This is a genomic window from Marinobacter daqiaonensis (genome assembly GCF_900115285.1).
Lineage (GTDB): Bacteria > Pseudomonadota > Gammaproteobacteria > Pseudomonadales > Oleiphilaceae > Marinobacter > Marinobacter daqiaonensis.
Map to the genome: position 1 here is coordinate 1,699,371 of NZ_FOYW01000001.1, position 24,516 is coordinate 1,723,886.

A 24,516-nucleotide genomic window follows, 5' to 3' on the forward strand; every position below is an offset into this window, starting at 1 on the left:
ACCGCATCAGCCGGGATACCCTCCTCGCTGGCAGGCCAGCTCCTACAGGGGTTGTGGAGTTATGGCTAGGAAACATAAAAAAAGGCCGCCTCCGTTGCCGGGGGCGGCCTTTTATTCAGGCGCTTGAGATCAGGCGCCGAAGTCGGTCGGCTGCTCGCCTTCCTTCACTTCTTTCATGGACAGCTTCACGCGGCCACGGTTGTCCACGTCAAGGACCTTCACCAGAACTTCCTGACCCTCGCTCAGCTCGTCGGTGACGTTCTCGATGCGGCGGTCGGAGATCTGGGAGATGTGTACCAGACCATCCTTACCGGGCAGGATGTTAACGAAGGCACCGAATTCCATGATGCGCTCAACCTTGCCGCGGTAAATGGCACCCACCTCGATCTCGGCGGTGATTTCCTTGACCCGGTTGACTGCCGCCTGGGCCGCCAGCTGGGTATCGGCATAGATCTTGACGTTGCCGTCGTCATCCAGGTCGATGGAGGCACCGGTTTCCTCGCAGATGGAACGGATGGTGGCGCCGCCCTTGCCGATCACGTCACGGATCTTGTCCGGATGGATCTTGATGGTGGTGATGCTCGGTGCACGCTCCGAAAGCTCCTTGCGGGGCTCGGCGATGACCTTGGCCATCTCCTCGAGGATGTGCATACGGGCGTGCTGGGCCTGCTCAAGGGCGATCTCCATGATCTCGTCGGTGATACCCTGGATCTTGATGTCCATCTGCAGGGCGGTAATGCCCTCGGAAGTACCAGCGACCTTGAAATCCATGTCACCCAGGTGATCTTCATCACCGAGGATATCGGTCAGAACGGCAAAGTCATCGCCTTCCTTGACCAGACCCATGGCAATACCAGCCACCGGCGCCTTGATGGGAACGCCGGCGTCCATCAGGGCAAGGGACGAACCGCAAACGGACGCCATGGAGCTGGAGCCGTTCGATTCGGTGATCTCGGAGACCGCACGAATGGTGTACGGGAACTCTTCGATGGTCGGCATAACCGCGGCAACACCACGCTTCGCCAGGCGACCGTGACCCACTTCACGACGGCCCGGAGTACCAACGCGTCCGGCTTCGCCCACGGAATACGGAGGGAAGTTGTAGTGGAACAGGAACGGATCCTTGCGCTCTCCCTCGAGTGCGTCGATGATCTGCATGTCACGGGCGGTGCCGAGAGTGGTGGTCACGATGGCCTGGGTCTCACCACGGGTGAACAGGGCCGAACCGTGAGTGCTGGGCAGCACGCCAACCTCAATGGTGATGGGCCGGACAGTCTTGTTGTCGCGACCGTCGATACGGGGCTTGCCTTCGAGCACCTGGCGGCGCACAACGTCTTTTTCGACCTTGCCGAAGTACTTCTTCACTTCCTCTTCGGAAGGCTGGCCTTCCTCATCACCCGCCAGCTTGGCGACGGCCTCAACCTTGATCTCGCCCAGACGACCGTAGCGCTCCATCTTGTCGCGAATGGCATAGGCCTCGGCGATAGCACTGGAGAACCCGTCCTTGATGGCGTTCAGCAGCTCGGTATTCTCGGCCTCAGGCTGCCAGTCCCAGCGGGGCTTGCCGGTCTGGGCGGCAAATTCCTTGATGGCGGTGATGGCGACCTGCATTTCCTGGTGAGCGAACAGAACGCCACCCAGCATCTGGTCTTCCGTCAGGCCCTTGGCTTCGGACTCAACCATCAGCACGGCGTCTTCAGTGCCGGCAACCACCATGTCCAACAGGGAGGTTTCCAGCTCTTCAAACGTCGGGTTCAGGAAATAGCCACGCTCATTGGTGAACGCGACACGGGACGCGCCAATGGGTCCGTCAAAGGGAATACCTGAAATGGACAGTGCCGCGGAAGCCGCGAGCATTGCCGCCATGTCCGGGTCCTGCTTCTTGCTGGACGACATGACCGTGAGAATGACCTGAACCTCGTTCATGTACCCCTTCGGGAACAGCGGACGGATCGGACGGTCGATCAGACGGGAGGTAAGGGTTTCCTTTTCGGAGGGCCGACCCTCACGCTTGAAGAAACCGCCGGGGATCTTGCCCACGGCATAGGTCTTTTCGAAGTAGTTGACGGTCAGCGGGAAAAAAGGCTGGCCGGGCTTGGCTTCCTTTGCTCCAACCACGGTACCGAGAACGGAAATATCATCAATGGTCACCAGCACGGAGCCCGTGGCCTGACGGGCGATACGACCCGTTTCGAGGGTGACGGTCTTGCCGCCGAGTTCAAACGTTTTCTTGGTTGCTTCTGGAATCACAATTGCTCCTGATTACTCTGGCTATTTTGCTGTTTCTGTACCGGAACCAGGGCAACGCAACACCAGCCAGTCAACTGCCTGAAAGCGAACAGGCTGTTGCAAAACCCCGGACTCTGGCGAGATCCCCGGGCCTTTCAACAACCTGCTATCGGCGCTTTCCGTCGCGACAGAGGAACTGCTTCATTGTTACGAATAACCGGTTCGGGTACCGATTCGGGTGAAAAAGGCATACCCCGACGACTGACACCAGCTAACGCCGGGTTCAGCCGTCGGAATACAGGCCGGCACCAGGGAAGGCAGCCGGCCGGCAGGTCGTCAAATCAGCGACGCAGACCCAGACGCTTGATGACTTCCAGGTAGCGGTCAGCATTCTTCCGCTTCAGGTAATCCAGCAGCTTACGACGCTGGTTAACCATGCGGATCAGACCGCGACGGGAGTGGTGATCCTGCTTGTTGGCCTTGAAATGGCCCTGCAGCTTGTCGATGTTCGCGCTCAGCAGAGCCACCTGAACCTCGGGGGAACCCGTGTCGCCGTCACCTTGCTGGAAGTCCTTGACGATCTGTGCTTTTTCCTGGGCTGAAAGTGCCATATATCACCTCGTTAATTGCGATGCCTGTAAAATTGTCCGGCCGAACCGCGCATCTCTGCAGCCCGGCTAGTCAGCGACGCCCGACGGGCTATCGACTGCTTGAAACCAGACGCTGGGGAACCACCCTGGTGATCTCCCCTTCATCCGGCTGTCCTTCACCGAGGCCGACAAAACGGTTATCACCGTAAAGCCGGACCGGACCGGTCAAAGACTGACCCGATATTCTAACGGGTTGTCCGTTCAATATCGACTGCAAATTGTGCCCGTCCAGGGTCAGTTCGGGAAACATGGACAGCGCCGCATCCGGCCTGACCAGAAGGCCGTCCAAAGATTCGTCCCGCTCCCGCATGGCCTCCAGTTCCGATACCGGATGGGCATCGGCCAGGGTGAAGCCCGAGGCCAGCGTGCGCCGCAGGGCAACGACGTGGGCGCCGCATCCCAGGGCTTCACCAATGTCCTCCACCAGGTTACGAACGTAGGTACCCTTGGTGCACTTGACCGCCAGGTCCAGCTCCCCCGGCCTCACCGCCAGCAGGGTCAGTTCGTAGATGGTCACCGGCCGTGCCGGCCGCTCCACTTCGATACCCTCACGGGCATACTCATAGAGCGGCCGCCCCTTGTGCTTGAGCGCGGAATACATGGAGGGAACCTGTTCGATCTGGCCCCGGAAGCGATCCAGCACCGGCTCCAGCACCGCTTCATCCAGCCCCTCCGGTACCGGACGCTCGGACACCACCCCACCTTCGCTGTCAGCGGTTTCCGTGCGGATGCCAAGACGTGCGGTGGTGATGTAGGCCTTGTCGCTGTCCAGCATCAGCTGGGAGAACTTGGTCGCTTCTCCAAAACACAGGGGCAGCACGCCGGTGGCAAGCGGGTCGAGCGCGCCGGTATGGCCGGCCTTGGCGGCGCCATAGAGTCGCTTGACCTGCTGCAGAATTCCGTTGGAGGTAACGCCGGCGGGCTTGTCGATCACCAGGATGCCATTGACGTTCCGGCCCTTTCTCCTGCGACTCAAGCCTTGGGCTCCCCGTCGTCGCTGTCGTCCTGACGAACCACTGGCTCCTTGCCCACGGCCTTGTTGATCAGGCTGTCAATGTGACGGCTCTGGCCCTGAAGGGTGTCAAAATGGAAACGGAGCTGCGGAATCACCCGCAGCTTCATGGCACGGCCAAGCTGCCCCCGGAGAAACCCGGAGGCATTGCGAAGAACCTTGAGGGACTCCTGAACTTCCGGAGAATCCTCGGACAGCTCCTCGGTGCTCAGCATCGATACATAGATATCGGCATAGCCGAGATCCTTGCTGACCCGGACCGCATTGATGGTGACCATGCCAAGGCGGGGGTCTTTTATCTCCCGCATGATCAGCTGGGACAACTCCCGCTGAATCTGGTCACCGATACGATCAAGACGACTGAACTCTCTCGGCATTATGAACCTGTGGATTCCAGCTTGCGTTCAACGCGAACCCGATCAAATACCTCGATCTGGTCGCCCACCTTCACGTCGTAGCCCTTGACGCCGATACCGCATTCCATACCGTTGCGAACTTCCGCCACGTCATCCTTGTAGCGACGGAGGGACTCCAGCTCGCCTTCAAAGATCACCACGTTGTCACGCAGTACCCGAATGGGCTTGTTCCGGTGCACGGTGCCTTCCACCACCATACATCCAGCCACCTGGCCGAACTTGGGCGAACGGAACACGTCCCGCACCTCGGCGATACCGACAATGTCTTCCCGGAACTCCGGTGCCAGCATGCCGGTAAGGGCCGCCTTCACGTCGTCGATCAGGTTGTAGATGATGCTGTAGTAGCGCAGGTCAACACCTTCCTGCTCCACCAGTCGCTTGGCAGCGTTATCGGCCCGGACGTTGAAGCCGAACACGACCGCATTGGAGGCGACCGCCAGACTGATATCAGTCTCCGCGATACCGCCAACACCGGAGGAGATGATCCTCACCTGGACTTCCTCGTTGCCAAGGTCTTCCAGGGCCTTGGTAATGGCTTCCAGTGAACCCCGCACGTCGGTCTTGAGGACCACGTTGAGGGTGCTCACCTCGTCCTTGCCCATGTTCTCGAACAGGTTCTCCAGCTTGGCCGCCTGCTGACGCTGCAGCCGCTGCTCCCGTTCGCGGGTCTGGCGGAACTCCGCCAGTTCCTTGGCCTTGCGCTCATCGGCGACGGCGAAGAACTCATCGCCGGCGTCCGGGGTACCGTTCAGGCCCAGGATCTCCACGGGGATGGACGGACCAGCCTCCTTCACCTGCTTGCCGGCCTCGTCCGTCATGGCGCGAACCTTGCCAAACCAGGCGCCGGCCACAACCATGTCACCCTGGCGCAGGGTGCCGTTCTGGACCAGCACGGTCGCCACGGAACCACGACCACGCTCCAGGGAGGACTCCACCACGACGCCTTTCGCCGGCGCATCCTTGACCGCTTCCAGCTCCAGGATTTCCGCCTGCAGCAGCAGCGCTTCCAGCAGGTCGTCAATGCCATCGCCGGTATGGGCGGAAACCGGGACGAACTGGACGTCACCGCCCCAGTCTTCCGGAATCACCTGCATGCCGGCCAGCTCGTTCTTGATCCGGTCCGGATCGGCCTCTTCCTTATCCATCTTGTTGATGGCAACAACCAGCGGCACGCCGGCGGAGCGGGCATGATCCACCGCTTCCTTGGTCTGGGGCATGACGCCGTCGTCGGCGGCCACAACCAGGATGACGATGTCGGTGCACTGGGCGCCGCGGGCACGCATGGCGGTGAACGCCGCGTGGCCGGGGGTGTCCAGGAACGACACCATGCCGTGATCGGTTTCCACATGGTAGGCACCGATGTGCTGGGTAATACCCCCGGACTCGCCGGAAGCAACCTTGGTGCGACGGATATAGTCCAGCAGCGAGGTCTTGCCGTGGTCAACATGACCCATGACACTCACCACTGGCGCCCGACGGGTCTTTTCACCCTCGCTGCCGGCGGCGAGCTCGCTGATCACCTCTTCCTCAAAGGCGTCGTCACTGACGGCCCTGGGCTTGTGGCCCAGTTCTTCAGTGACCAGAACAGCGGTTTCCTGATCCAGCGCCTGGTTAATGGTAGCCATCACGCCCATACCCATAAGGGTCTTGATCACATCAGCGGACTTGACCGCCATGCGCTGGGCGAGATCACCAACGGTAATCGTTTCCGGAATCTCAACTTCTCTGACCATTGGTTTGGTTGGCTTTTCAAAGCCATGCCTTTTCTCTTTGGGTTTCTTTTTGGCCCGCAACGGCTTGCGCAGGGTGGTATCTTCCTCGTCCTCGGAAATCACGATGGGTTCTTCCACCGGACGAGTCCTCGGGCCACGATGTCCGGCCGACTTTTTCTTCGGCTTGACCTCTTCCGCGTCGTCGCTGCGCTCGCGAACTTTTTCCTTTTTCTTCTTGGCCTTGCGCTCCTTGTCCTTCGCAGTCTCCGGATCCGGCGGCGGCATCGGCATGTCTTCTTCCGCGGCCTCCTCAACCTTGGCCGGCTTCTCCTTCTTCTCCGCCGGCGCGGGCGCTTCGGTCTCAGCAGGCTTCTCTTCCGCTACCGGCTCACTGGCCTCGACGCCACTGTCGGGCGCTGCCGCTTCCGGGGTCTCGACCAGCGTTTCAGGTGTCGGCGCCTCGGGAGCTTTTTCCAGCTCGACCGCCGGCTCCGGAGAAGGCGGTGCCTCAGGCTCCGGCTCGGGCTGCAGTTCGGCCCGCTTCACATACGTGCGGCGCTTGCGGACTTCCACGTTGACGGTCTTGCCGCCACGGGCGCCACCACCGGTCTTGAGGGTGGTGGTCGTCTTGCGCTTGAGGGTAATCTTCCGCGGCTCGGCGGCGGCCTCACCGTGGTTCTTGCGTAGATAGGTGAGCAACTGCTGCTTCTCATCGCTGGTCACGGAATCATTCTCGGAGCGGGCCTTGAGGCCGGCTTCCACGATCTGACGCAGCAAACGATCCACGGGAGCGCCTACATCTTCGGCCAGTTGTTTAACGGTTACTTCTGCCATACTGGTCCTCCTCCCGATTAAGCCTGGTCTTCAAACCAGGGGGCACGCGCCGTCATGATCAACTGACCAGCACGCTCTTCGTCCATACCTTCAATTTCAAGCAGGTCGTCCACCGACTGCTCAGCCAGATCTTCCATAGTGCGAACACCCATACCGGCCAGCTTGAATGCCAGAGGCCGGTCCATTCCGTCCATCGTCAGCAGGTCTTCCTGGGGCTCGTTGCCCTCAAGGGCCTCTTCACTGGCCAGGGCCTTATTGAGCAGGACGTCCTTGGCGCGGCGGCGCAGTTCGGTCACGGTCTCTTCGTCGAGCCCCTCAATGGACAGCATTTCCTCCATGGGGACGTAGGCCACTTCCTCAAGGGAGGTAAAGCCCTCCTCAATGAGAATACCGGCGAACTCGTCATCAACGTCGAGGTTTTCCATGAAATGATTGAGCAGGCGGTTGTACTCCTGCTCCTGCCGCTCTCCGGCCTCTTCCTCGGTCATCACATTCAGGGTCCAGCCGGTGAGCTCACTGGCCAGACGGACGTTCTGACCGTTCCGGCCAATGGCCTGGGCCAGATTGTCCTCGGCGACCGCCACCTCCATGGTGTGACTGTCTTCGTCCATGACGATGGACGCCACTTCCGCCGGGGCCATCGCGTTGATCACCAGTTGCGCAGGGTTGTCATCCCAGAGCACGATATCCACACGCTCGCCGGCCAGTTCGTTGGAGACAGCCTGGACCCGCGATCCGCGCATGCCCACACAGGCACCCACCGGATCGATACGGCGATCGTTGGTTTTAACCGCGATCTTGGCGCGGGAACCCGGATCCCTTGCAGCGCCGCGGATCTCGATAAGATCCTCTGCGATTTCCGGCACCTCGATGCGGAACAGTTCAATCAGCATCTGCGGATCGGTACGGCTCAGCATCAGCTGCGGTCCGCGGTGATCGGTACGGATGTCCTGCAGCAGCGAACGAACCCGGTCACCCATGCGGAAGGTTTCCCGCGGGATCAGCTGATCACGGGGCAACAGGGCCTCGGCATTGCTGCCAAGATCAATAATGACGTTATCCCGGGTCACTTTCTTGACGGTACCCGAGATCAGCTCGCCGATCCGGTCGCGATAGCTGTCCACGATCCGCATACGCTCGGCTTCGCGAACCTTCTGGAAAATGATCTGCTTCGCCGCCTGGGCGCCGATACGACCAAAACTTTCGGACTCGATCTTTTCTTCGTGGATATCACCAGGCCTGAGGTCGGGGTCGATTTCCTCCGCCTCCTGCATCGTCAGCTCGGTACCCAGCGCCGGAACCGCATCGTTGTCGACGACCAGCCAGCGGCGGAAGGTTTCGTATTCACCGGTGCGCCGGTCGATGGAGACGCGGATGTCTGCCTCCTCGTCTTCGAAGCGCTTCTTGGCGGCCGTTGCCAGTGCCAGCTCGATGGCTTCGAAAATAACGTCCTTCTCAACGCCCTTTTCGTTGGAGACGGCCTCAACCACCATCAGGATTTCTTTACTCATTGAAATGCCCTGCCCTCAATAATTCTAAGACTTGCAGTCATCCGGCCTTACTCGAAAACCGGCACAATGTTGGCTTTATCGATACTCTCGAACGGCAGCAGGTACTCGTGATCATCAACAATCACCACCACATCGCCGTCTTCGGTGCCCTTTAACAGCCCCTGGAACTTGCGCCGCCCTTCAAACGCCATCCGTAAACGGATACTGACCTGGTGGCCGGCGAACGCATCGAACTGTTCCAGCCCGAAAAGCGGCCGGTCCATCCCCGGAGAGGACACCTCCAGGGTGTATTCGCTCTGGATGGGGTCTTCCACATCCATCACGCCACTGACCTGACGGCTTACCTTTTCACAATCCTCGATTCGGATGCCGTTTTCCTCATCGTCAATAAACAGTCGCAGTAACGAGTGATGGCCCTGGGAGCGGAATTCAATGCCCCAGTACTCGTAACCCAACCCTTCAACGACCGGGCGGAGGATTTCCTCCAGTTTTTTCAGCTTCGCAGACAAGTCTGTCGTGACTCCCGTAACAATCCGCCGACCAGGGACGGTCAATCAGAATTTCAAATGACAAAAACAAAAAAAGGGCTGTCTGGCAGCCCTTTTCATGCACCAGGGCCCCTTACGCCAGGCCCCTTAATCAAAAAGCCCCTACTGCTCAGACAGCCCGGACTCCGCTTGCTCCGGAACTACCTGCCTGTGGGGCTTCTTGTTGCAAGTAATCGCAGAAGAAGATAACGACTTCTGCCGACAGACACCTGGCCTGTCACCGTGGCCCGCCGAAACATGCCGGAGGAACCACCTTAATAATCGCCGGAGTATAAGGATACCGGCAATCGTGGTCAAGGACTGACCAAAAAAAACGGCTTGGGTAACTCGACTCCAAGCCGTTTTTGAATATGGTGCCGAAGGCCGGACTCGAACCGGCACGGCTTACGCCACTACCCCCTCAAGATAGCGTGTCTACCAGTTCCACCACTTCGGCAAAAACCTCACTCAAGCTCGGGAATGGCATCGCCATTTCCGCTCTCTTCTCCGCTGACGCTCGCGCCATCTTCAGCCTGCTCCGCCGGTGCGGCCGACCTTTCCTGAACAACAGGAATGCCCGCCTCTCCAGCAACTTCCGCACGCTGCTTGGCAAAAATAGCCAGCGAAAAACTCGTAATAAAGAACACCAGGGCCAGAAAGCTGGTCACACGGGTAAGGAAACTGCCACTACCCTGACTACCAAACACAGTCTGGGACGCACCACCGCCACCGAAGGCCGCGCCGGCATCAGCACCCTTGCCCTGCTGGATCAGAACCAGACCCACCAGTGCCACGGCGATAACGACGTGTACGACAACAACCAGCGTTTCCATCCAGTCCATAATTGCTCTCTGCAACCTTTCACAGCTGTTACACAGCCGCGACTCTCAAATGATTTCACCAGGTCTTACGAACCGACCGCCTGACAAATCGCGATAAAATCCTCTGCCTGCAATGACGCGCCACCGATCAGGCCGCCATCGATATCGGGCTCGGCAAATAGCGCGCCCGCATTATCCGGCTTTACACTGCCCCCGTAAAGTAGGGACATCTCATTAGCCGCAAAACCCATCTGACTCAGCTTTTCGCGGATCGCCTGATGCATTGCCTGGGCATCCTCCGCGGTAGCGGTCTTGCCGGTACCGATAGCCCAGACGGGCTCGTAAGCAACAACCACTTTTTCGCCGCGTCCCGGATCGACGCCAGCCAGCGCCCGCTCGACCTGGCGACAGACAACTGCCTTCGCCTCACCGAACTCACGCTGCCTGAGGGTCTCTCCCACACAGAGCATGACATCAAGCCCGCTTTCCAGGGCCCGGCTCACCTTTTCAGCGACCATCGTATCGGTTTCGCCGAAAAGCTCGCGCCGCTCCGAGTGCCCTACGAGGGCAAAGGTGCAACCCAGATCAGCCGCCATATCCGCGGACACTTCACCGGTATAGGCACCTGCCTGCCATCGGGCAACATTCTGGGCGCCAACCGCTACCTGAGATCCCTGAAGCAGCCCCTTGACGGCGCCAACATAAAGGGAAGGCGGCATGATAACAACCTCAACAGCATTATCAAGTGAGGCCGCCATCTCCCGAACCCGGGGCACCAGACTCTGAACGAGCTCCGAAGAGCCATTCAACTTCCAGTTAGCTGCAACAATCTGTCTGCGCATGGCGTTCCGCTGTCCAGGTACCGGCATCGAGGGCCATCCAGAAACGAGGGCGCACTATACAGTACCGAAAATCACTGCACAAGAGTTTGTTAGCCACGGAATCCACGGAAGGACACGGAAAAAACAGATAAGAAAAAGACAAAAGATCTGCCATGGATGGCATGGACTTATACGGACAAAAACCAAAAGATCTTTTCAGGTGTTTAATCTTTTCGTCCGTCGCGCTTTATCTTTTTCCGTGTCCTTCCGTGGTTTCCGTGGCCAACATCTTTCTTCCTCAGGCCCGGGAGTTACCAACCACCTCGGCCAGCTCGGCGGCCACGCGTTCGATGGTGGCGGCGTCTTCGCCTTCGGCCATCACCCGGATCAGCGGTTCGGTGCCGGATGCCCTCAGCAGGATACGGCCGGTGGAGCCCAGGTGGTCCTCGGCCAGGCGAACTGCTCCCGCGATGTCCTCGCGGGTCATGGGGTCGAAGCGCTGATCGACCCGGACGTTGATCATGGTCTGGGGCAACTTGGTCATCCCGCTGCGCAGTTCACCCAGGGTCTGGTCCGCCCTCCAGCAGGCCAGCAGAACCTGGAGCGCGGAGACAATTCCGTCTCCCGTGGTGGTGCAGTCGCGGATCACCAGGTGACCGGACCCCTCGCCGCCGAGCAACCAGCCACGCTGGAGCAGCCGTTCCATCACATAACGGTCACCCACCCTCGCGCGCTCGAAGGGAATCCCCTGGTCCTGCAGAGCCAGCTCCACACCGAGGTTGGTCATCAGGGTACCAACCACGCCGCCCGAGAGGGTGCCCGACCTCTTGCGCTGGGCAGCGATGATGTAGATCAGCTCATCGCCATCCACCTCCGTGCCGTCCTTGTCCACCATCAGAACCCGGTCGCCATCACCGTCGAACGCAATGCCGAGGTCCGCCTGGCGCGCCTGGACGGCCTCCTTAAGGGCCTCCAGGTGGGTGGAGCCCACGCCCAGGTTGATATTCAGCCCATCGGGATCCGCTCCCACAACCGATACCCTGGCGCCCAGCTCGCGGAAGACCTTGGGGGCAACGTGATAGGTGGCGCCGTTGGCGCAGTCCAGCACGATGTGCATCCCGTCCAGCACGAACTCATTGGGAACAGTGCTCTTGCAGAACTCGACATACCGCCCGGGCGCGTCATCTATGCGGAAGGCCTTGCCCAGGTCCGCTGACTCACAGACGGTGAGCGGCTTTTCCAACCAGCGCTCAATCTCCTCCTCCAGGCCATCGTTGAGCTTGGTGCCCTCGCCGGAGAAGAATTTGATGCCGTTGTCATAGTGAGGGTTGTGGGAGGCGCTGATCACGATACCGGCACAGGCCCGGAACGTCCGGGTCAGATAGGCGATGGCGGGTGTCGGCATGGGCCCCAACAGCTTCACGTCCACACCGGCAGCGGACAGACCCGCCTCCAGGGCCGACTCGAACATATAGCCCGACAGGCGGGTGTCCTTGCCGATAATCACGCTGTTACGCTGACCGTCCCGCTTGAAAGCCTGGCCAGCGGCCCAGCCAAGGCGGAGCATGAAGTCCGGCGTGATGGGCGCCTCACCGACCCGACCGCGAATACCATCGGTTCCAAAATACTTGCGCTCCACCGCCGCGGGCCTGTCCGTCATTTGCCGTACTCCGTTTTCAAAAAATTTTGGTTAGCCGCGGAATCCGCGGAAGAACGCGGAAGAACGCGGAAGAAAAAACGAAAGATTATTAGCCACGGAATCCACGGAAGGACACGGAAAAAAACAAAAAAGAAAGGAAAAGGCTCTCATGGATGAACACCAAAGTCCGTGCGTTTTTTCGTTTAGCCCTTTGCTTTCCGCGTCCTTCCGCGGCTATTTCTATTCTTCCTTCCGTGTTCTTCCGTGGATTCCGTGGCCAGGGAATTAGTACGCCGCCGACTGCATCGCCTCGACGACTCTCACTGCGTCCACCGTCTCCCGCACGTCATGTACACGAATTACCGAGACGCCTTTAAGGGCCGATATTGTGGCTGCCGCAACGCTTGCAGGCAAGCGTTCGCTTACCTCCCGGCCGGTCACCTGACCGAGCATTGTCTTGCGGGACATCCCTACCAGGAGAGGGTAGCCCAGCATCCGCATCTGCTCCAGAGCGGCCAGCAGCTGGAAATTGTGTTCAGCACTCTTGCCGAAACCAAACCCCGGATCCAGCAGGATCTGATCGGCAGGGACGCCCGCCGACTCACAGACCCGCACCCGGTCCATCAGAAAGGCGGCAACATCGCGCACGACATGGCGGTATTCCGGCCTCTCCTGCATGGTTCCCGGGGCCCCTTTCATGTGCATCAGGCAAACCGGCAGGCCTGTTTCCACTGCCGCCTCAACAGCACCCTCGCGCTGAAGCGCCCGGACATCGTTGATCAGGCCCGCTCCCAGCGAGGCGCCCTCACGCATGACCGCGGCGGAACTGGTGTCCACGGACACGACAACATCAAGCTGACGGGCAATGGCTTCGACCACGGGGCTGACGCGGTCGAGCTCCTCCTGTTCGGACACCGGGGCCGCGCCCGGGCGCGTCGACTCACCTCCCACGTCCACGAAAGTGGCACCGTCCGCAACCATCTGACGCGCGCGTTGTACCGCCAGTTCCGTGGTGTTGTACTGACCACCGTCGGAAAAGGAATCCGGCGTCACATTGACAATTCCCATGACATGACTGCGAGAGAGATCCAGCTCACGGCCGGCGAATTTCATGCGCATGAATGCCCCTGTCTCAAGCTTGATATAGAAAATAGCGGGAACGGAAATACAAAACGGTAATGAACGGCACCGGCAGGACGCATCCAGCTGAAACAGAAACGCCGCCCTGGCAGGCGGCGCTTCTGTTCTTACCGGAGCTCTCCGGCCCTGAAAACTCAGTGCTCTCCTGCGGGCCGCCCCACGGCATCATCGCTGTCGCGACCATCCTCAGGCAGAGTTCCGGTTTCAGGCTGATCGTCGCTGACACCGCCACCAGGCCGGCCATCTCCGCCCCACCCCTTGGGCGGACGCGGCTCACGACCCTCCATGATGTCATCGATCTGGAACCGATCAATGGTCTCGTACTTCATCAGCGCCTGAGCCATCAGGTCCAGCTTGTCCCGGTTATCCACCAGAATCTGCTTGGCGGTCTCATAGCAGCTGTCGATGATATTACGGATCTCCTCATCGATACGCTGGGCGGTCTCCGGCGAGTACACGGTATGGCTCTGGCCGGCACTGCGTCCCAGGAACGGCTCCTCGCTGTCGGTATCGTACTGCAGCGGTCCGAGTTTCTCGGAAAGCCCCCACTTGGTGACCATGTTGCGGGCGATCTGGGTCGCACGCTCGATGTCATTGGAGGCACCGGTGGTCACTCCCTCGAAGCCCAGGGTCAGCTCCTCGGCAATACGGCCACCGAAGAGGCTGCAGATGGAGCTGATCAGGAACCGCTTGGAGTGACTGTACTTGTCCTCTTCAGGCAGGAACATGGTCACACCCAGCGCTCGACCGCGGGGAATAATGCTCACCTTGTAGACCGGGTCGTGCTCCGGCATCAGCCGGCCCACGATGGCGTGCCCCGACTCGTGGAAAGCGGTATTGAGCTTTTCCTTCTCGTTCATGACCATGGACTTGCGCTCGGCGCCCATCATGATCTTGTCCTTGGCCAGCTCCAGCTCCTCCATGGTCACCAGGCGCTGGTTGCGACGGGCCGCGAACAGGGCAGCCTCGTTTACCAGGTTGGCCAGATCGGCACCGGAAAAGCCGGGCGTGCCACGGGCAATCACGGCAGGCTCGATGCCATCCGCCAGCGGCACTTTCTTCATGTGGACCTTGAGAATCTGCTCACGACCGATAATGTCCGGCAGACTCACCACCACCTGGCGGTCGAAACGGCCAGGACGCAGCAACGCCGGGTCCAGCACGTCAGGACGGTTGGTGGCGGCGATCACGATAACGCCCTCGTTACCCTCGAAGCCGTCCATTTCGACCAGAAGCTGGTTCAGGGTCTGCTCACGCTCGTCGTGACCGCCACCCATGCCGGCGCCACGATGGCGACCAACGGCGTCAATCTCGTCGATAAAGATGATACAGGGGCTCTGCTTCTTGGCCTGCTCGAACATGTCGCGGACCCGTGAGGCACCCACGCCCACGAACATTTCAACGAAGTCGGAACCGGAGATGGTAAAGAACGGCACCTTGGCTTCGCCGGCGATGGCCTTGGCCAGCAGTGTCTTACCGGTACCGGGAGGCCCAACCATCAGAACACCCTTGGGAATACGGCCGCCAAGACGCTGGAACTTGCTGGGATCCCGCAGGAAATCCACCAGCTCTTTCACATCTTCCTTGGCTTCATCGCAGCCGGCGACGTCACCGAAGGTGGTCTTGATCTGGTCCTCGCTCATCAGGCGGGCCTTGGACTTGCCAAAGGACATGGGCCCTTTGCCGCCGCCACCGCCCTGCATCTGCCGCATGAAGAATACGAACAGCGCAATGATGATCAGGATCGGGAAGGCCGCCACCAGCAGCTGGGTCCAGAGACTCTGGCGCTCGGGTTCCTTGCCGACGATCTCCACATTGTGCTCGAACAGGTCGTCCATCAGACGGTTGTCCGGAATCGGCGGACGCACGGTCTCAAAGCGGGAGCCGTCGCTGCGCACCCCATCAATTTCGAGCCCGCTGATGGTAACCTGGCGCACCTGGCCCTGTTCCACCATCTGGACGAACTCTGTGTAGTTGACCTGCTGACCAACGGTGGTCGGAGTAAAATTCTGAAACACCATCAGCAGAACGGCCGCAATAATCAGCCATAGAACCAGATTTTTAGCCATATCGTTCAAGGATCATCACCTGTGAATTGCTGGGCAGCCCGGGCAGAAGCCTTCGGCAGCCTATTATTGACAACCTTACACCAATTGTACGTCCAACCACCAGAAACGGCTTATCCGCGAAAACCCCTGCAGACCTGGTAGATTTCCCGGGAACGGGCCCGGGAAGAATCCGGCTTCCGGCTGACCACCGAGGAGAACGACTGCTTCATATCCGCCAGCAGCACATCGAATCCCTCGCCCTGAAAAACCTTTGCCACAAACACTCCCCCGGGGCGTAACACCTGCTTCGCCATATCCAGGGCCAGCTCAACCAGGGCCATGGCTCTGGGAATGTCGGTGGCGGGATTACCACTCATATTGGGGGCCATATCGGAAATCACAATGTCCACCGGACGTCCTGCCAGCACTTCCATGAGCTGATCGAAAACCAGCTGTTCAGTGAAGTCCCCCTGCACGAAATCCACCCCGGCAACAGCGTCCATGGGAAGGATGTCGCTGGCGACGACGGTTCCCCTGTCGCCCACTTTTTCCACGGCGACCTGAGTCCAGCCTCCCGGCGCAGCCCCCAGGTCGACCACGGTCTGCCCGGGCCTGAACAGCTGATCCTTGCGATCAAGCTCGATCAGCTTGTAACTGGCCCGGGAGCGATAACCCTCCTCACGGGACTTTTTGACCCAGGCGTCGTCAAAATGTTCCTTGAGCCAGCGATCACTGGATTTCGAGCGAGCCAAGCAGCCTCCCACCGGTCTGTCGCAGGTACGTGCAATCGCACATCCAACGAATTGTGTTGTCTGGTATCATTCCGCGATTATACGTTTTCGGGGCGTCGAATGCTCCCGACCTTCGGCGCAATTGCCCGCATTTAATCAATCGAACCTATCAAGAGATTTCATCATGAGCCTTTCCGCAGCCCAGCGTCGTGAATACCGCGCTATCGCCCACAACCTCAAGCCGGTCATCCTCGTTGGCGACAAGGGTTTGTCCGAGGGCCTGATGCAGGAGCTCGACCGCGCCCTGGACGACCATGAGCTGATCAAGGTAAAAGTCGCCACCACCGATCGCGAGGCGAGACAGGAAATCATCAGTGAGCTGTGCGCCCAGTCCGGTGCCGAACTGGTCCAGGTCATCGGCAAGATCGCCATCATTATCCGCCGCGCCAAGAAGCCCAACCCCAAGCTGAGCAACCTGTCTCACTGACTGGTTTGCCACGGAATCCACGGAAAGACACGGAAAAAAACACCAAAGATAGCCACGGACAAAGACCAGGGCATCTTTAAAAAATCAATCTGTCTGTCCGTGGCTGAATTTTCTTTTCCCATCTTTATTTTTCCGTGTCTTTCCGTGGATCCCGTGGCTAAAAAAATCCACCTGTGCACATTGCGATAAAAGCGCTAGGATACGATTAAAAACCACACAGTTCATTCGAAGGATCGAGAACCATGTCTACCGCATTCCGGCCCCTGGCCGCTTTCGTTCTGTCCTCCTTTGTGATTCTTGCTACCGGCTGTTCCAGCTCCGACGAGGCAAACTCAGAAGCCGCCGGCCATATCACCCGTGCGGAAACCTACGCCGATCAGGGGCAGTACCGCTCCGCCATGCTGGAGGTCCGCAATGCCCTTCAGAAGGATCCCGGCAACATAGAGCACGTGCTGGTACTGGCGGATATCTACAACACCATCGGTGCCGCCAGGCAGGCCACTGATCTGCTGGAGCCCTGGCTCGAGGACCACACGGAGCGGGTCGCCCTCCCACTGGCAAGGGCCTACATCGCCCAGGGCAAACACCTTTCAGCCCGGGATGTGCTTGAAGAGTATTCGCCTTCATCGGATACCGGACAACTCGAGAAACCTATCCTGCTGGCGGAAAGCAAGCGGCTTGCCGGGAACCACCCAGAGGCCATCAGTGACTTCCGCGCCGTACTGGAGGAGAACCCCGACCAGCAGGAGGCGGCCGCAGGGCTGGCCAAGACACTTCTGGCCGCCAACGAGCCCAACGCAGCGCTCAATCTGCTGAAGGAGTGGACCGAGCGTAACGGCGAGAACCCCGAACTGCTCTACCTGCAGGGGCTGGCCCACTACCGTCTCGGAGAGGTGGAAGAGACGACCGCGGTACTGACCGACGCAACATCCGCAGTCCCAAGCTCGGATGTCTTTCTGCCGGTACGCCGCAACATCCTGACACTGCTGTCACGAAGCCTCACGGAACAGGGCCGCATTACCGAAGCCCAGGTGTACAACAAGATTCTTGCCGAGAACACCAATTCCGATACCCGCGAACGGGCGGAGACGGCCATCGAGGCCATCAATCGGGGCGACATGGACACCGCCCGCACCACCCTCGAAGAGTTGATGCGCCAGAATCCGGACAATGAGCAGGTTGCCCTCATGCTGGGCACCCTCAAGCTTCAGGAAGGCCAGCGGGATGAAGCCGAGTCCCTGCTGGTGGGGAACATCGACGCGGAAACCACACCGACACCCTTTATCCGCGCCGCCACCATTGCCCAGATTGACAGCGGCAAACGGGAAGAAGCACTGCGCACTCTTTCCCGAGCCATTGAAGCGCGCCCCAATGACCCGGAGTTGCTGGCCATGCATGGCCTGCTGGCGCTGTCCCTGCCTGAACACCAAGACAGCGGTGTTGCGAGCCTGAGCAAGGCACTGGAACTGGACCGCTCGAGCTCCCGGCTGAGACTCGCGCTGGCGCAGCACTATATGAATGAAGGGCAGGAGGAGCAGGCCCTTGCCCAGATGCGTGTCGCGTTCACCGAAACCCCCACCGACTGGTCCGTCACCCAGAACTACCTCGGCCTCCTGATTCAGACCGGCAGGGAAACCGAAGCCCGGGAAGTGAAAGAATCGTTGCTGAACGGCTTTTCCGATGAGCCCAGGGCGGTCACCCTGGCCGCCATCGCTGAACACCGGCTGGGCGAGACGGAAAAGGCCCGGGCCAGGCTCGAAGAACAGGTTCAGAACTCGCCGGACAACCCGATGGCACTGGTTGCGCTGGCATCTGTTCACGAAGATGAGGGCCGGGCAGACGAGGCCGCCGAAACACTCCTGAGCGTTGCCGCCCTCAGACCCGACAATATCCGTTTTCTGCAGAGTGCCGGGCGCGCCTACGCCAAGAATCATACCCCCGAGGAAGTCGTTGCCTGGCTGCTGGGAATCGCATCCCGGCAACCCGAGCTCGCGCCCAACAGCCTGGCCCTGGCGGCCCAGGTCCGGGCTCAGCAGGGTAAGCTGGCGGAGGCCCGCGACCTTCTTGCCCAGATTCCCGATAACGAGCAGAGCAGCATGGTCAGTGCCGTGACCGGCCAGCTTCTCGTCAGGGAAGCCGCCAGAGCGGCCGACAACGAGAACTGGACCGAAGCGAGAGCCAAGGCGGCCGAGGCAATTGCCCTGCAGCCGGACAATCTCCGCTTTGCCCTGGTTCCGGTAAATCTGCTGGCACGGGAGGGCAAGCACCAGGAGGCCCTTGAGAGTCTGGATGAACTGGAAACAGTCCATGGACAGGAGCCTGCCATCGACCTGATGCGGGCGCGGCTGATCGCATCACAGGAGGGACAGGAAGCGGCCTGGAGCTTTCTGGAGGGCCGCTGGCAGGAGACAGGCAACCCTGAGTTACTGCCGATTCTGGTAGGGTTGGCCAAAGAGCACTCTCCGGCGTCCCTGGACAAGCTGACCAAGGCCTGGGTAACGGCACAGCCGGACAGTGCCACCGCCAACCTGACCCGGGCCGAGTTCCAGATGGGAAGTGGCCAGGAGCGGGACGCCATCGTCAGCTACGAAGCCGCCCTTGCCAGACAGCCTGACAACCCCATTGCCCTCAACAACCTGGCCTGGCTGCTCCGGGAGAGAGACCAGGAGCGCGCGATCATGCTTGCCGCCCGGGCTCAGGAGCTCGCCCCGGAAAATCCGGCCGTGCTAGACACCTATGGCTGGATACTGCACCTGGACGGGCAGCATCAGAAGGCTGTCGAATATCTTGAGAAAGCCCTGGCGCTGGCGCCGGATAATTCCGAAATTGCGACACACCTGAAAGAAGCCCAGCAGGCACTGTAAGAGACAGGCAGAACTCAAGGCGGGATGCCTCCGGAGGCATCCCGCCACCTCCGAACACCCATACGTCAGTAAATTAAACGCCTTCTTCGCACCCCCTCGACAGATCCTCTATCGAAACCAATGCCTGCCAATGCGCGGCAAGGCCTATTGGCCCAGACGAAGGCTGTTGCCATGCATGCTCAGGCAATGGTCCCGTGTCAGACTAATTTACACAGCGAAATTATCAAAACTGAAAATTCATTATGAAACAACGCCCTGCAACCATGGCACGGCTCGTGCTTGCTAATAGAGTGCTAGAGGCCTTTTTCAAAGGCACTGAACTGATCGCACATGGAATATGGAGATATATATGAACAACGCATTTAAAGGAATCATGGGTGCGGCGCTGCTCAGCGCCTCAAGTATTGCCCTGGCCGTTCCATCTACTGGCGGCATCAGCTTTTCCGCAATATCGGAAGGCTTCTCTTTCGACACAACCGCCAATACTGTCGATTTTGCTGAAGCTCCGAACGGTGAAGTTGATGCGGTAAGTGGTGGTTTTGCCGACTACTTCGCCCTGAACGATCAGGTGACTTTCTTCGACTTCACCTATGATCCGTATACACCGCAGACTATCTGGAGCGGAACGGCTACGGTTGGCGGAAACTCAGGCACAACCCTGTCATTCTTTCTCGACGCAGTGAATATCGACTTTGAAGATGCCGACACCCTGGTTCTTAGTGGTGCGGGCACCATCAGTGACAGTCTCGGCGGCGAGATTGACGGTAGCTGGAACTTTAGTGCCAACGAGGCCGGCAACACATTCAGCTGGTCCTCTTCAACCGAAGTTCCCGAGCCAGGCACCCTCGCCCTGCTGGGCCTCGGCATCCTCGGCCTTGGCGCAGCGCGTCGTCGCAAAGCCTGAACTTAGCCTTGATGTGAAAAGAGCAGTACCAGAGGAGCCGGGCGTCGCCCGGCTCTTTCATTTACTGGTACCGCTGGCCTCACTTTCTGACGATAGAATAATCTACACTTTGCCCTCCCGCCAGAACCCGACACCTATTACCGAACCCAAGTACGCTCAGTGCGCTACCAACATTTCTAATCCGCTACCAAATCGGCCTTACATCCATCTTCTTGAAGCTCACTGCACCCCACCACACCTGTCGGCATACTTTACACACCCAATTCGATTCAAAATAAATCTATTGGTTTTTCATAGAGTTGGAGACATGGAACAATTGATGCTTTACCGCACAGGCACACTCAAATAACTGGACGGGAAAAAATTTATGAAGCTGCACTTATTGTTAGGCCTTGTTGCGGGCTTGCTTTTTACAACCGGCGCCCATGCAACCGTCATTTTCCAGGATGACTTCGATTCCGAAGGCGCTCCTGGAGCGTCGGTATTGAACTACAACAGTTTTACCAACTGGACAGTAACCGATGGTTCAGTCGACCTCCTCGCCGACCCCAACTCATGGGGTATCGGATGTGCGGGCGGCACTGGAAAATGCGTAGACATGGACGGCAGCAGTGGTAACGCGGGTACCCTTAACAGCAACATGTTCACACTGGCTGCCGGCACCTATGCGCTGCTCTTTGACATTTCCGGCAATCAGCGCAACGCACCCGATGACACAATGGAGGTCATGCTTGGGGGTTTTCTTAATGAGACCTTTGTGTTGTCAGCCAGCGCTCCCTGGCAGACCATTATCCGCGGCTTCACCGTGATGGAAGAAACCACCAGCTACATCAGCTTCAACCATAATGGTGGCGACAATATCGGCATCATCCTGGACAACGTAGCCGTCGTCCCCGAACCCGGCACCCTGGCACTGCTGGGTCTGGGGCTGCTTGGCCTGGGGGCAGCCCGCCGCCGTGCAGCGACCTGACCGGTGGACTGATCACCGGTTTCACAGAGCCAGCCTCCGGGCTGGCTTTTCCATGAGTGACACCCCCCGGTGAAAACCGCTATTCTTGGATCCTGATAAAGATTCGGGCGCGCATATGTTAAGGAAGACTCTCGAAAATTTCCCGCTGGCCAGACCTTATTTCATTATCGTCGCCCTGGCGCTGGCCCTATTTTACCCAACCTGGTTACGACTCGCCGTACAGTGGCTGGAGTTTGAGCAGGTCCTGGCCCATGGATTACCCACCTTCCTGATCTTTATCGGCCTGCTGATCATCCATCCCCCTAGACCGGTCCGAGACCGGGAAAACGGCTTTTCCATTGCCGGCGGCATATCCCTGCTTCTGGTAACGCTGTGCTGGGCCCTCCTGGAACTGGTTCGCATAGACACCCTGGCCTATCTGACGCTGCCCTTCGGCATGCTGGCACTCTGCTGGTCGTTACTGGGGTTTCAGGCCGGCTTACGCTTTCTGCCCTATGTCCTGCTCTTCAGTCTTTCGCTCCCCATCTGGTCGGACCTGGTGCCCTTCCTGGTGGATCTGGCGACCTTTGTCGTCAGCAACCTGGTGGCCATGATGGGCATCACGGCGCTGATCGAGGGCCCCAACATCACCCTGCCTTACGGCCGACTGGTGATCGCCGACGGCTGCTCGGGCATCCGCTACTTCGCCATTTCCATCCTGCTGGCCATGATAATGTCGATCCTGAATGACTTCCGATGGAAAGGCTGGCTTGCCGCGATAGCCATTGGCATGGCCATCGCCCTGGTGGTGAACTGGGTGAGAATCACTGCACTGGTGGTGATCGCGTACCAGAGCAATATGGAAAGCGACCTGGTGACCGACCATGAAACCTTTGGCTGGCTGGTTTACCTGGCCTTTCTGGTCCCCGCCATGTGGCTGGCCCCGGTTTACCGGCGCGGGCAGCCTGCCAACGGCCATGGGCCTGCAGTTTCGCCTGAAGCATTCGGGTTTGTTGTGGTGGCCTTCCTTGCGGGCCCTCTCGGCATCAGCCTGGTCCACTCCGCCGCCGGTGAAAGTCCGGCCTGGGAGCTGTCCCTCCCAGGCGCGACCAGTGTGCCCCCCGGACAGATGCCATTGAGCATAACGCTACCGGACCCCATGACCCTCGGAGTCTGGCGCGCGGACAACTCAGTCTGGATTGCCATCGGCCAGACCCGGAAGGATTCCCGGCAGGACAAGCTGGTCCCGTACCTCTCCCGCACTATAGACACTGACGGCTGGTTCCTGGAGAGCCGTCATGATGGCAACATCAGGGTCTATCAACACCTGACAAATCGTAAGAAAGTGGTCGTGTCCGAGCGCTATCAGGTAGGCCAATACGCAACCCACAGCTACAGCAAAGCCAAGTTGCTGCAGATTCCCGCCACCCTGTCCGGTGAAAACCGCTTTGCACTGGTTACTCTGCAAAGCCCCTGCGGGCCGAGAGATTGTGAGCAAACCATCGAACGGGTGCGGGAACTGAAAGATAACCTGACGCTGTGAGAAAAGGCCGACTGAAGACAGTGCTTATTCAAAGAGGTGTTACCCTATCGGCCATTACCGGTGCCCGGAGAGACGGAACATTATGGAGATAACGGCCTGGCGAAGGACCTTCCGATGTCCGCCAGCCTGAAAGTCCTGAAAAGCGCGGGCCTGCTGCTGAGCCTTCAGCTGGTGCAGCGGGGGCTCGGCATCATCAGCACGCTGATACTGGCACGCCTGCTGACTCCGGAGCATTTCGGCATTGTCGCCCTGGTGACCATTGCCCTGCAGTTTTTTGAACTGCTGGTGGAAACCGGGAACCAGCAATACATCGTCCAGAAAGACCACGTCAATGAAGACGACCTGAATACCGCCTGGAGCATGGACATCCTGATCAAGTCTGTCCTTGCGGTCCTGGTAATAGCCAGCTCCCCCTTTGTCGCCCAGTGGTTCGACGAACCCGCGTTAACGGCTGCCCTTGCCGTGGCATCGCTCGCCCTGCCCCTGCGGGCCCTGCGGACGCCGGGGCTGATGCGCCTGGCCCGTGAAATCAACTACCGCCCCGTGTTCAAGCTGACTCTCTGGCAGAAGAGCCTGTCTTTTATCGTGGTGATCACCATCGCCCTCATCCAGCCAAGCCACTGGGCCATTATCATCGGCAACCTGGTTTCCGCGGCCATTCTTGCCGGCGGCTCCTATCTTGTGGACAGCTACCGCCCCCAGTGGACGCTGATCCATCTGCGCCAGCAGTGGCAGTTCTCGAAGTGGCTGCTCATGCGGGGGATCGTGGGGTTCACGCGCTCCCAGGTGGACAACCTTCTGGTATCCCGCTTCTTCGGCATCACCTCCCTCGGGGGATACAACCTGGTCAGAGAGGTCAGCCTGCTGCCGGCGCTTTCGGCGATCATTCCCATGAGTGAGCCGCTGCTGGCGGCAATTGCGGAAAGCAGGAACAGCCCTGAACAACTGGCCTACCGGGTACGTTTCAGCCTGGCCCTCATGATCACCGTACTGATGCCCATCACCACCTTCATCATGCTGTACCCGGAGCTGATCGTGCGGGTACTTCTGGGAACCCAGTGGATGGAGTACGCCCCCCTGTTAAGGCCCTTCGGCCTGTTTTTCTTCACCTTCTGCCTGTTTGCCCTGATCAGTGACGCCATCATTGCCCAGGGGAAAGTCAAAAGCCTGTTTCTGTTCGACGTGGTATCCACCGCACTGATCATCGGCATCCTGCTATTGGTGGCCACGGGCAGCCTTTCGGTCATGGCCTGGGCACGGGGATGGCTCGCCGTGGCCACCACCGCCACCCTGCTGTGGCTCCTGTGGCTCCAGACCCGGTTTGGCGCCCTGATGCTGATCAAGCTGTGTGTACCGGCCTTGCTGGGATCACTGGGAGCGGGTTGGCTCGTCACATTGCCTGAACTGGCCTGGGCGCATCCAGTTGGGGAATTTCTGGTGCGGGGCACTCTGTTTGTCGTCCTGGCCGCAATTACCGTCTTCGTAAGCGGCCAGTTGTTACTGGGCCGGACACCCGAGTGGCAGCAACTGACCTCCCTTTTCGCTCCTTATACCGGGTGGTTAAAGCCGCGGCCAAGGTAGTGGCGCCACACTGGATAATCGCCTCCAAGCAGAGTCAAACCCCTCAATTAAAGTTTACGGTTTTATTCTGACATAAAAGCTACATATAAGAATCACT

At 59.3% G+C, this 24,516-nt stretch carries 18 protein-coding genes, 1 tRNA gene and 1 pseudogene; 6 read left to right on the forward strand and 14 right to left on the reverse strand.

The window, feature by feature from the left end; all coding sequences use genetic code 11:
* Positions 1 to 129: 129 nt before the first annotated feature.
* From pnp to rlmE, 14 genes are all read right to left on the reverse strand, one after another.
* Positions 130 to 2,250 (reverse strand): polyribonucleotide nucleotidyltransferase, encoded by a 2,121-nt coding sequence (gene pnp / locus BM346_RS07810; protein WP_092010485.1) that lies wholly within the window; start codon positions 2,248 to 2,250, stop codon positions 130 to 132.
* Between the two features lie 320 nt (positions 2,251 to 2,570).
* Positions 2,571 to 2,840 carry a 30S ribosomal protein S15 gene (rpsO, locus tag BM346_RS07815; RefSeq protein ID WP_092010488.1) on the reverse strand — a complete coding sequence of 90 codons (270 nt, stop codon included), beginning with the start codon at positions 2,838 to 2,840 and terminating at the stop codon, positions 2,571 to 2,573.
* Between the two features lie 88 nt (positions 2,841 to 2,928).
* Positions 2,929 to 3,855, reverse strand: a complete 927-nt coding sequence (truB, locus tag BM346_RS07820; protein ID WP_092010491.1) for a tRNA pseudouridine(55) synthase TruB — start codon at positions 3,853 to 3,855, stop codon at positions 2,929 to 2,931.
* Positions 3,852 to 4,268 (reverse strand): 30S ribosome-binding factor RbfA, encoded by a 417-nt coding sequence (gene rbfA, locus BM346_RS07825; RefSeq protein ID WP_092010495.1) that lies wholly within the window; start codon positions 4,266 to 4,268, stop codon positions 3,852 to 3,854. The genes truB and rbfA overlap by 4 nt, the downstream gene beginning before the upstream one ends.
* Positions 4,268 to 6,853 (reverse strand): translation initiation factor IF-2, encoded by a 2,586-nt coding sequence (gene infB, locus BM346_RS07830; protein WP_092010498.1) that lies wholly within the window; start codon positions 6,851 to 6,853, stop codon positions 4,268 to 4,270. Before infB ends, rbfA begins: the two co-directional genes overlap by 1 nt.
* A 17-nt stretch (positions 6,854 to 6,870) precedes the next feature.
* Complete coding sequence (gene nusA / locus BM346_RS07835; RefSeq protein ID WP_092010502.1) at positions 6,871 to 8,364, reverse strand: transcription termination factor NusA; 1,494 nt, start codon at positions 8,362 to 8,364, stop codon at positions 6,871 to 6,873.
* 47 nt (positions 8,365 to 8,411) lie between these two features.
* Positions 8,412 to 8,873 carry a ribosome maturation factor RimP gene (gene rimP / locus BM346_RS07840; protein ID WP_092010505.1) on the reverse strand — a complete coding sequence of 154 codons (462 nt, stop codon included), beginning with the start codon at positions 8,871 to 8,873 and terminating at the stop codon, positions 8,412 to 8,414.
* Positions 8,874 to 9,263: 390 nt separating this feature from the next.
* Positions 9,264 to 9,348, reverse strand: a tRNA-Leu gene (locus tag BM346_RS07845).
* Positions 9,349 to 9,355: 7 nt separating this feature from the next.
* On the reverse strand, positions 9,356 to 9,733 hold the full coding sequence (gene secG, locus BM346_RS07850; protein ID WP_092010507.1) for a preprotein translocase subunit SecG: 378 nt from the start codon (positions 9,731 to 9,733) through the stop codon (positions 9,356 to 9,358).
* Positions 9,734 to 9,798: 65 nt separating this feature from the next.
* Complete coding sequence (tpiA, locus tag BM346_RS07855; RefSeq protein WP_092013453.1) at positions 9,799 to 10,554, reverse strand: triose-phosphate isomerase; 756 nt, start codon at positions 10,552 to 10,554, stop codon at positions 9,799 to 9,801.
* Positions 10,555 to 10,831: 277 nt separating this feature from the next.
* A complete protein-coding gene (glmM, locus tag BM346_RS07860) occupies positions 10,832 to 12,193 on the reverse strand; it encodes a phosphoglucosamine mutase (RefSeq protein ID WP_092010510.1) in 1,362 nt (453 codons plus the stop codon).
* A gap of 264 nt (positions 12,194 to 12,457) precedes the next feature.
* Positions 12,458 to 13,291, reverse strand: a complete 834-nt coding sequence (gene folP, locus BM346_RS07865; RefSeq protein WP_092010512.1) for a dihydropteroate synthase — start codon at positions 13,289 to 13,291, stop codon at positions 12,458 to 12,460.
* A 155-nt stretch (positions 13,292 to 13,446) separates the two neighbouring features.
* The gene (gene ftsH / locus BM346_RS07870) at positions 13,447 to 15,390 is read right to left on the reverse strand and encodes an ATP-dependent zinc metalloprotease FtsH (RefSeq protein ID WP_174805144.1); all 1,944 of its coding nucleotides are present in this window, start codon (positions 15,388 to 15,390) and stop codon (positions 13,447 to 13,449) included.
* Between the two features lie 101 nt (positions 15,391 to 15,491).
* The gene (gene rlmE, locus BM346_RS07875; RefSeq protein ID WP_092010515.1) at positions 15,492 to 16,112 is read right to left on the reverse strand and encodes a 23S rRNA (uridine(2552)-2'-O)-methyltransferase RlmE; all 621 of its coding nucleotides are present in this window, start codon (positions 16,110 to 16,112) and stop codon (positions 15,492 to 15,494) included.
* Between the two features lie 163 nt (positions 16,113 to 16,275).
* On the opposite strand from rlmE, the gene yhbY reads away from it, so the two are divergent.
* The 6 genes and pseudogenes from yhbY to BM346_RS07905 all read left to right on the forward strand — a co-directional run bounded on the left by yhbY (position 16,276) and on the right by BM346_RS07905 (position 24,419).
* Positions 16,276 to 16,578 carry a ribosome assembly RNA-binding protein YhbY gene (gene yhbY, locus BM346_RS07880; protein WP_092010518.1) on the forward strand — a complete coding sequence of 101 codons (303 nt, stop codon included), beginning with the start codon at positions 16,276 to 16,278 and terminating at the stop codon, positions 16,576 to 16,578.
* Between the two features lie 242 nt (positions 16,579 to 16,820).
* The gene (locus BM346_RS07885; RefSeq protein WP_092010521.1) at positions 16,821 to 19,442 is read left to right on the forward strand and encodes a tetratricopeptide repeat protein; all 2,622 of its coding nucleotides are present in this window, start codon (positions 16,821 to 16,823) and stop codon (positions 19,440 to 19,442) included.
* A gap of 820 nt (positions 19,443 to 20,262) precedes the next feature.
* Positions 20,263 to 20,346 (forward strand): annotated as a pseudogene (locus tag BM346_RS18460) (PEP-CTERM sorting domain-containing protein); the annotation flags it as partial.
* 367 nt (positions 20,347 to 20,713) lie between these two features.
* Positions 20,714 to 21,316 carry a PEP-CTERM sorting domain-containing protein gene (locus tag BM346_RS07895; protein WP_092010524.1) on the forward strand — a complete coding sequence of 201 codons (603 nt, stop codon included), beginning with the start codon at positions 20,714 to 20,716 and terminating at the stop codon, positions 21,314 to 21,316.
* Between the two features lie 115 nt (positions 21,317 to 21,431).
* Positions 21,432 to 22,838, forward strand: coding sequence for an exosortase/archaeosortase family protein (locus BM346_RS07900; protein WP_092010527.1), 1,407 nt, complete (start codon positions 21,432 to 21,434; stop codon positions 22,836 to 22,838).
* A gap of 114 nt (positions 22,839 to 22,952) precedes the next feature.
* On the forward strand, positions 22,953 to 24,419 hold the full coding sequence (locus BM346_RS07905; protein ID WP_092010531.1) for an oligosaccharide flippase family protein: 1,467 nt from the start codon (positions 22,953 to 22,955) through the stop codon (positions 24,417 to 24,419).
* The last annotated feature ends 97 nt before the right edge of the window (positions 24,420 to 24,516 follow it).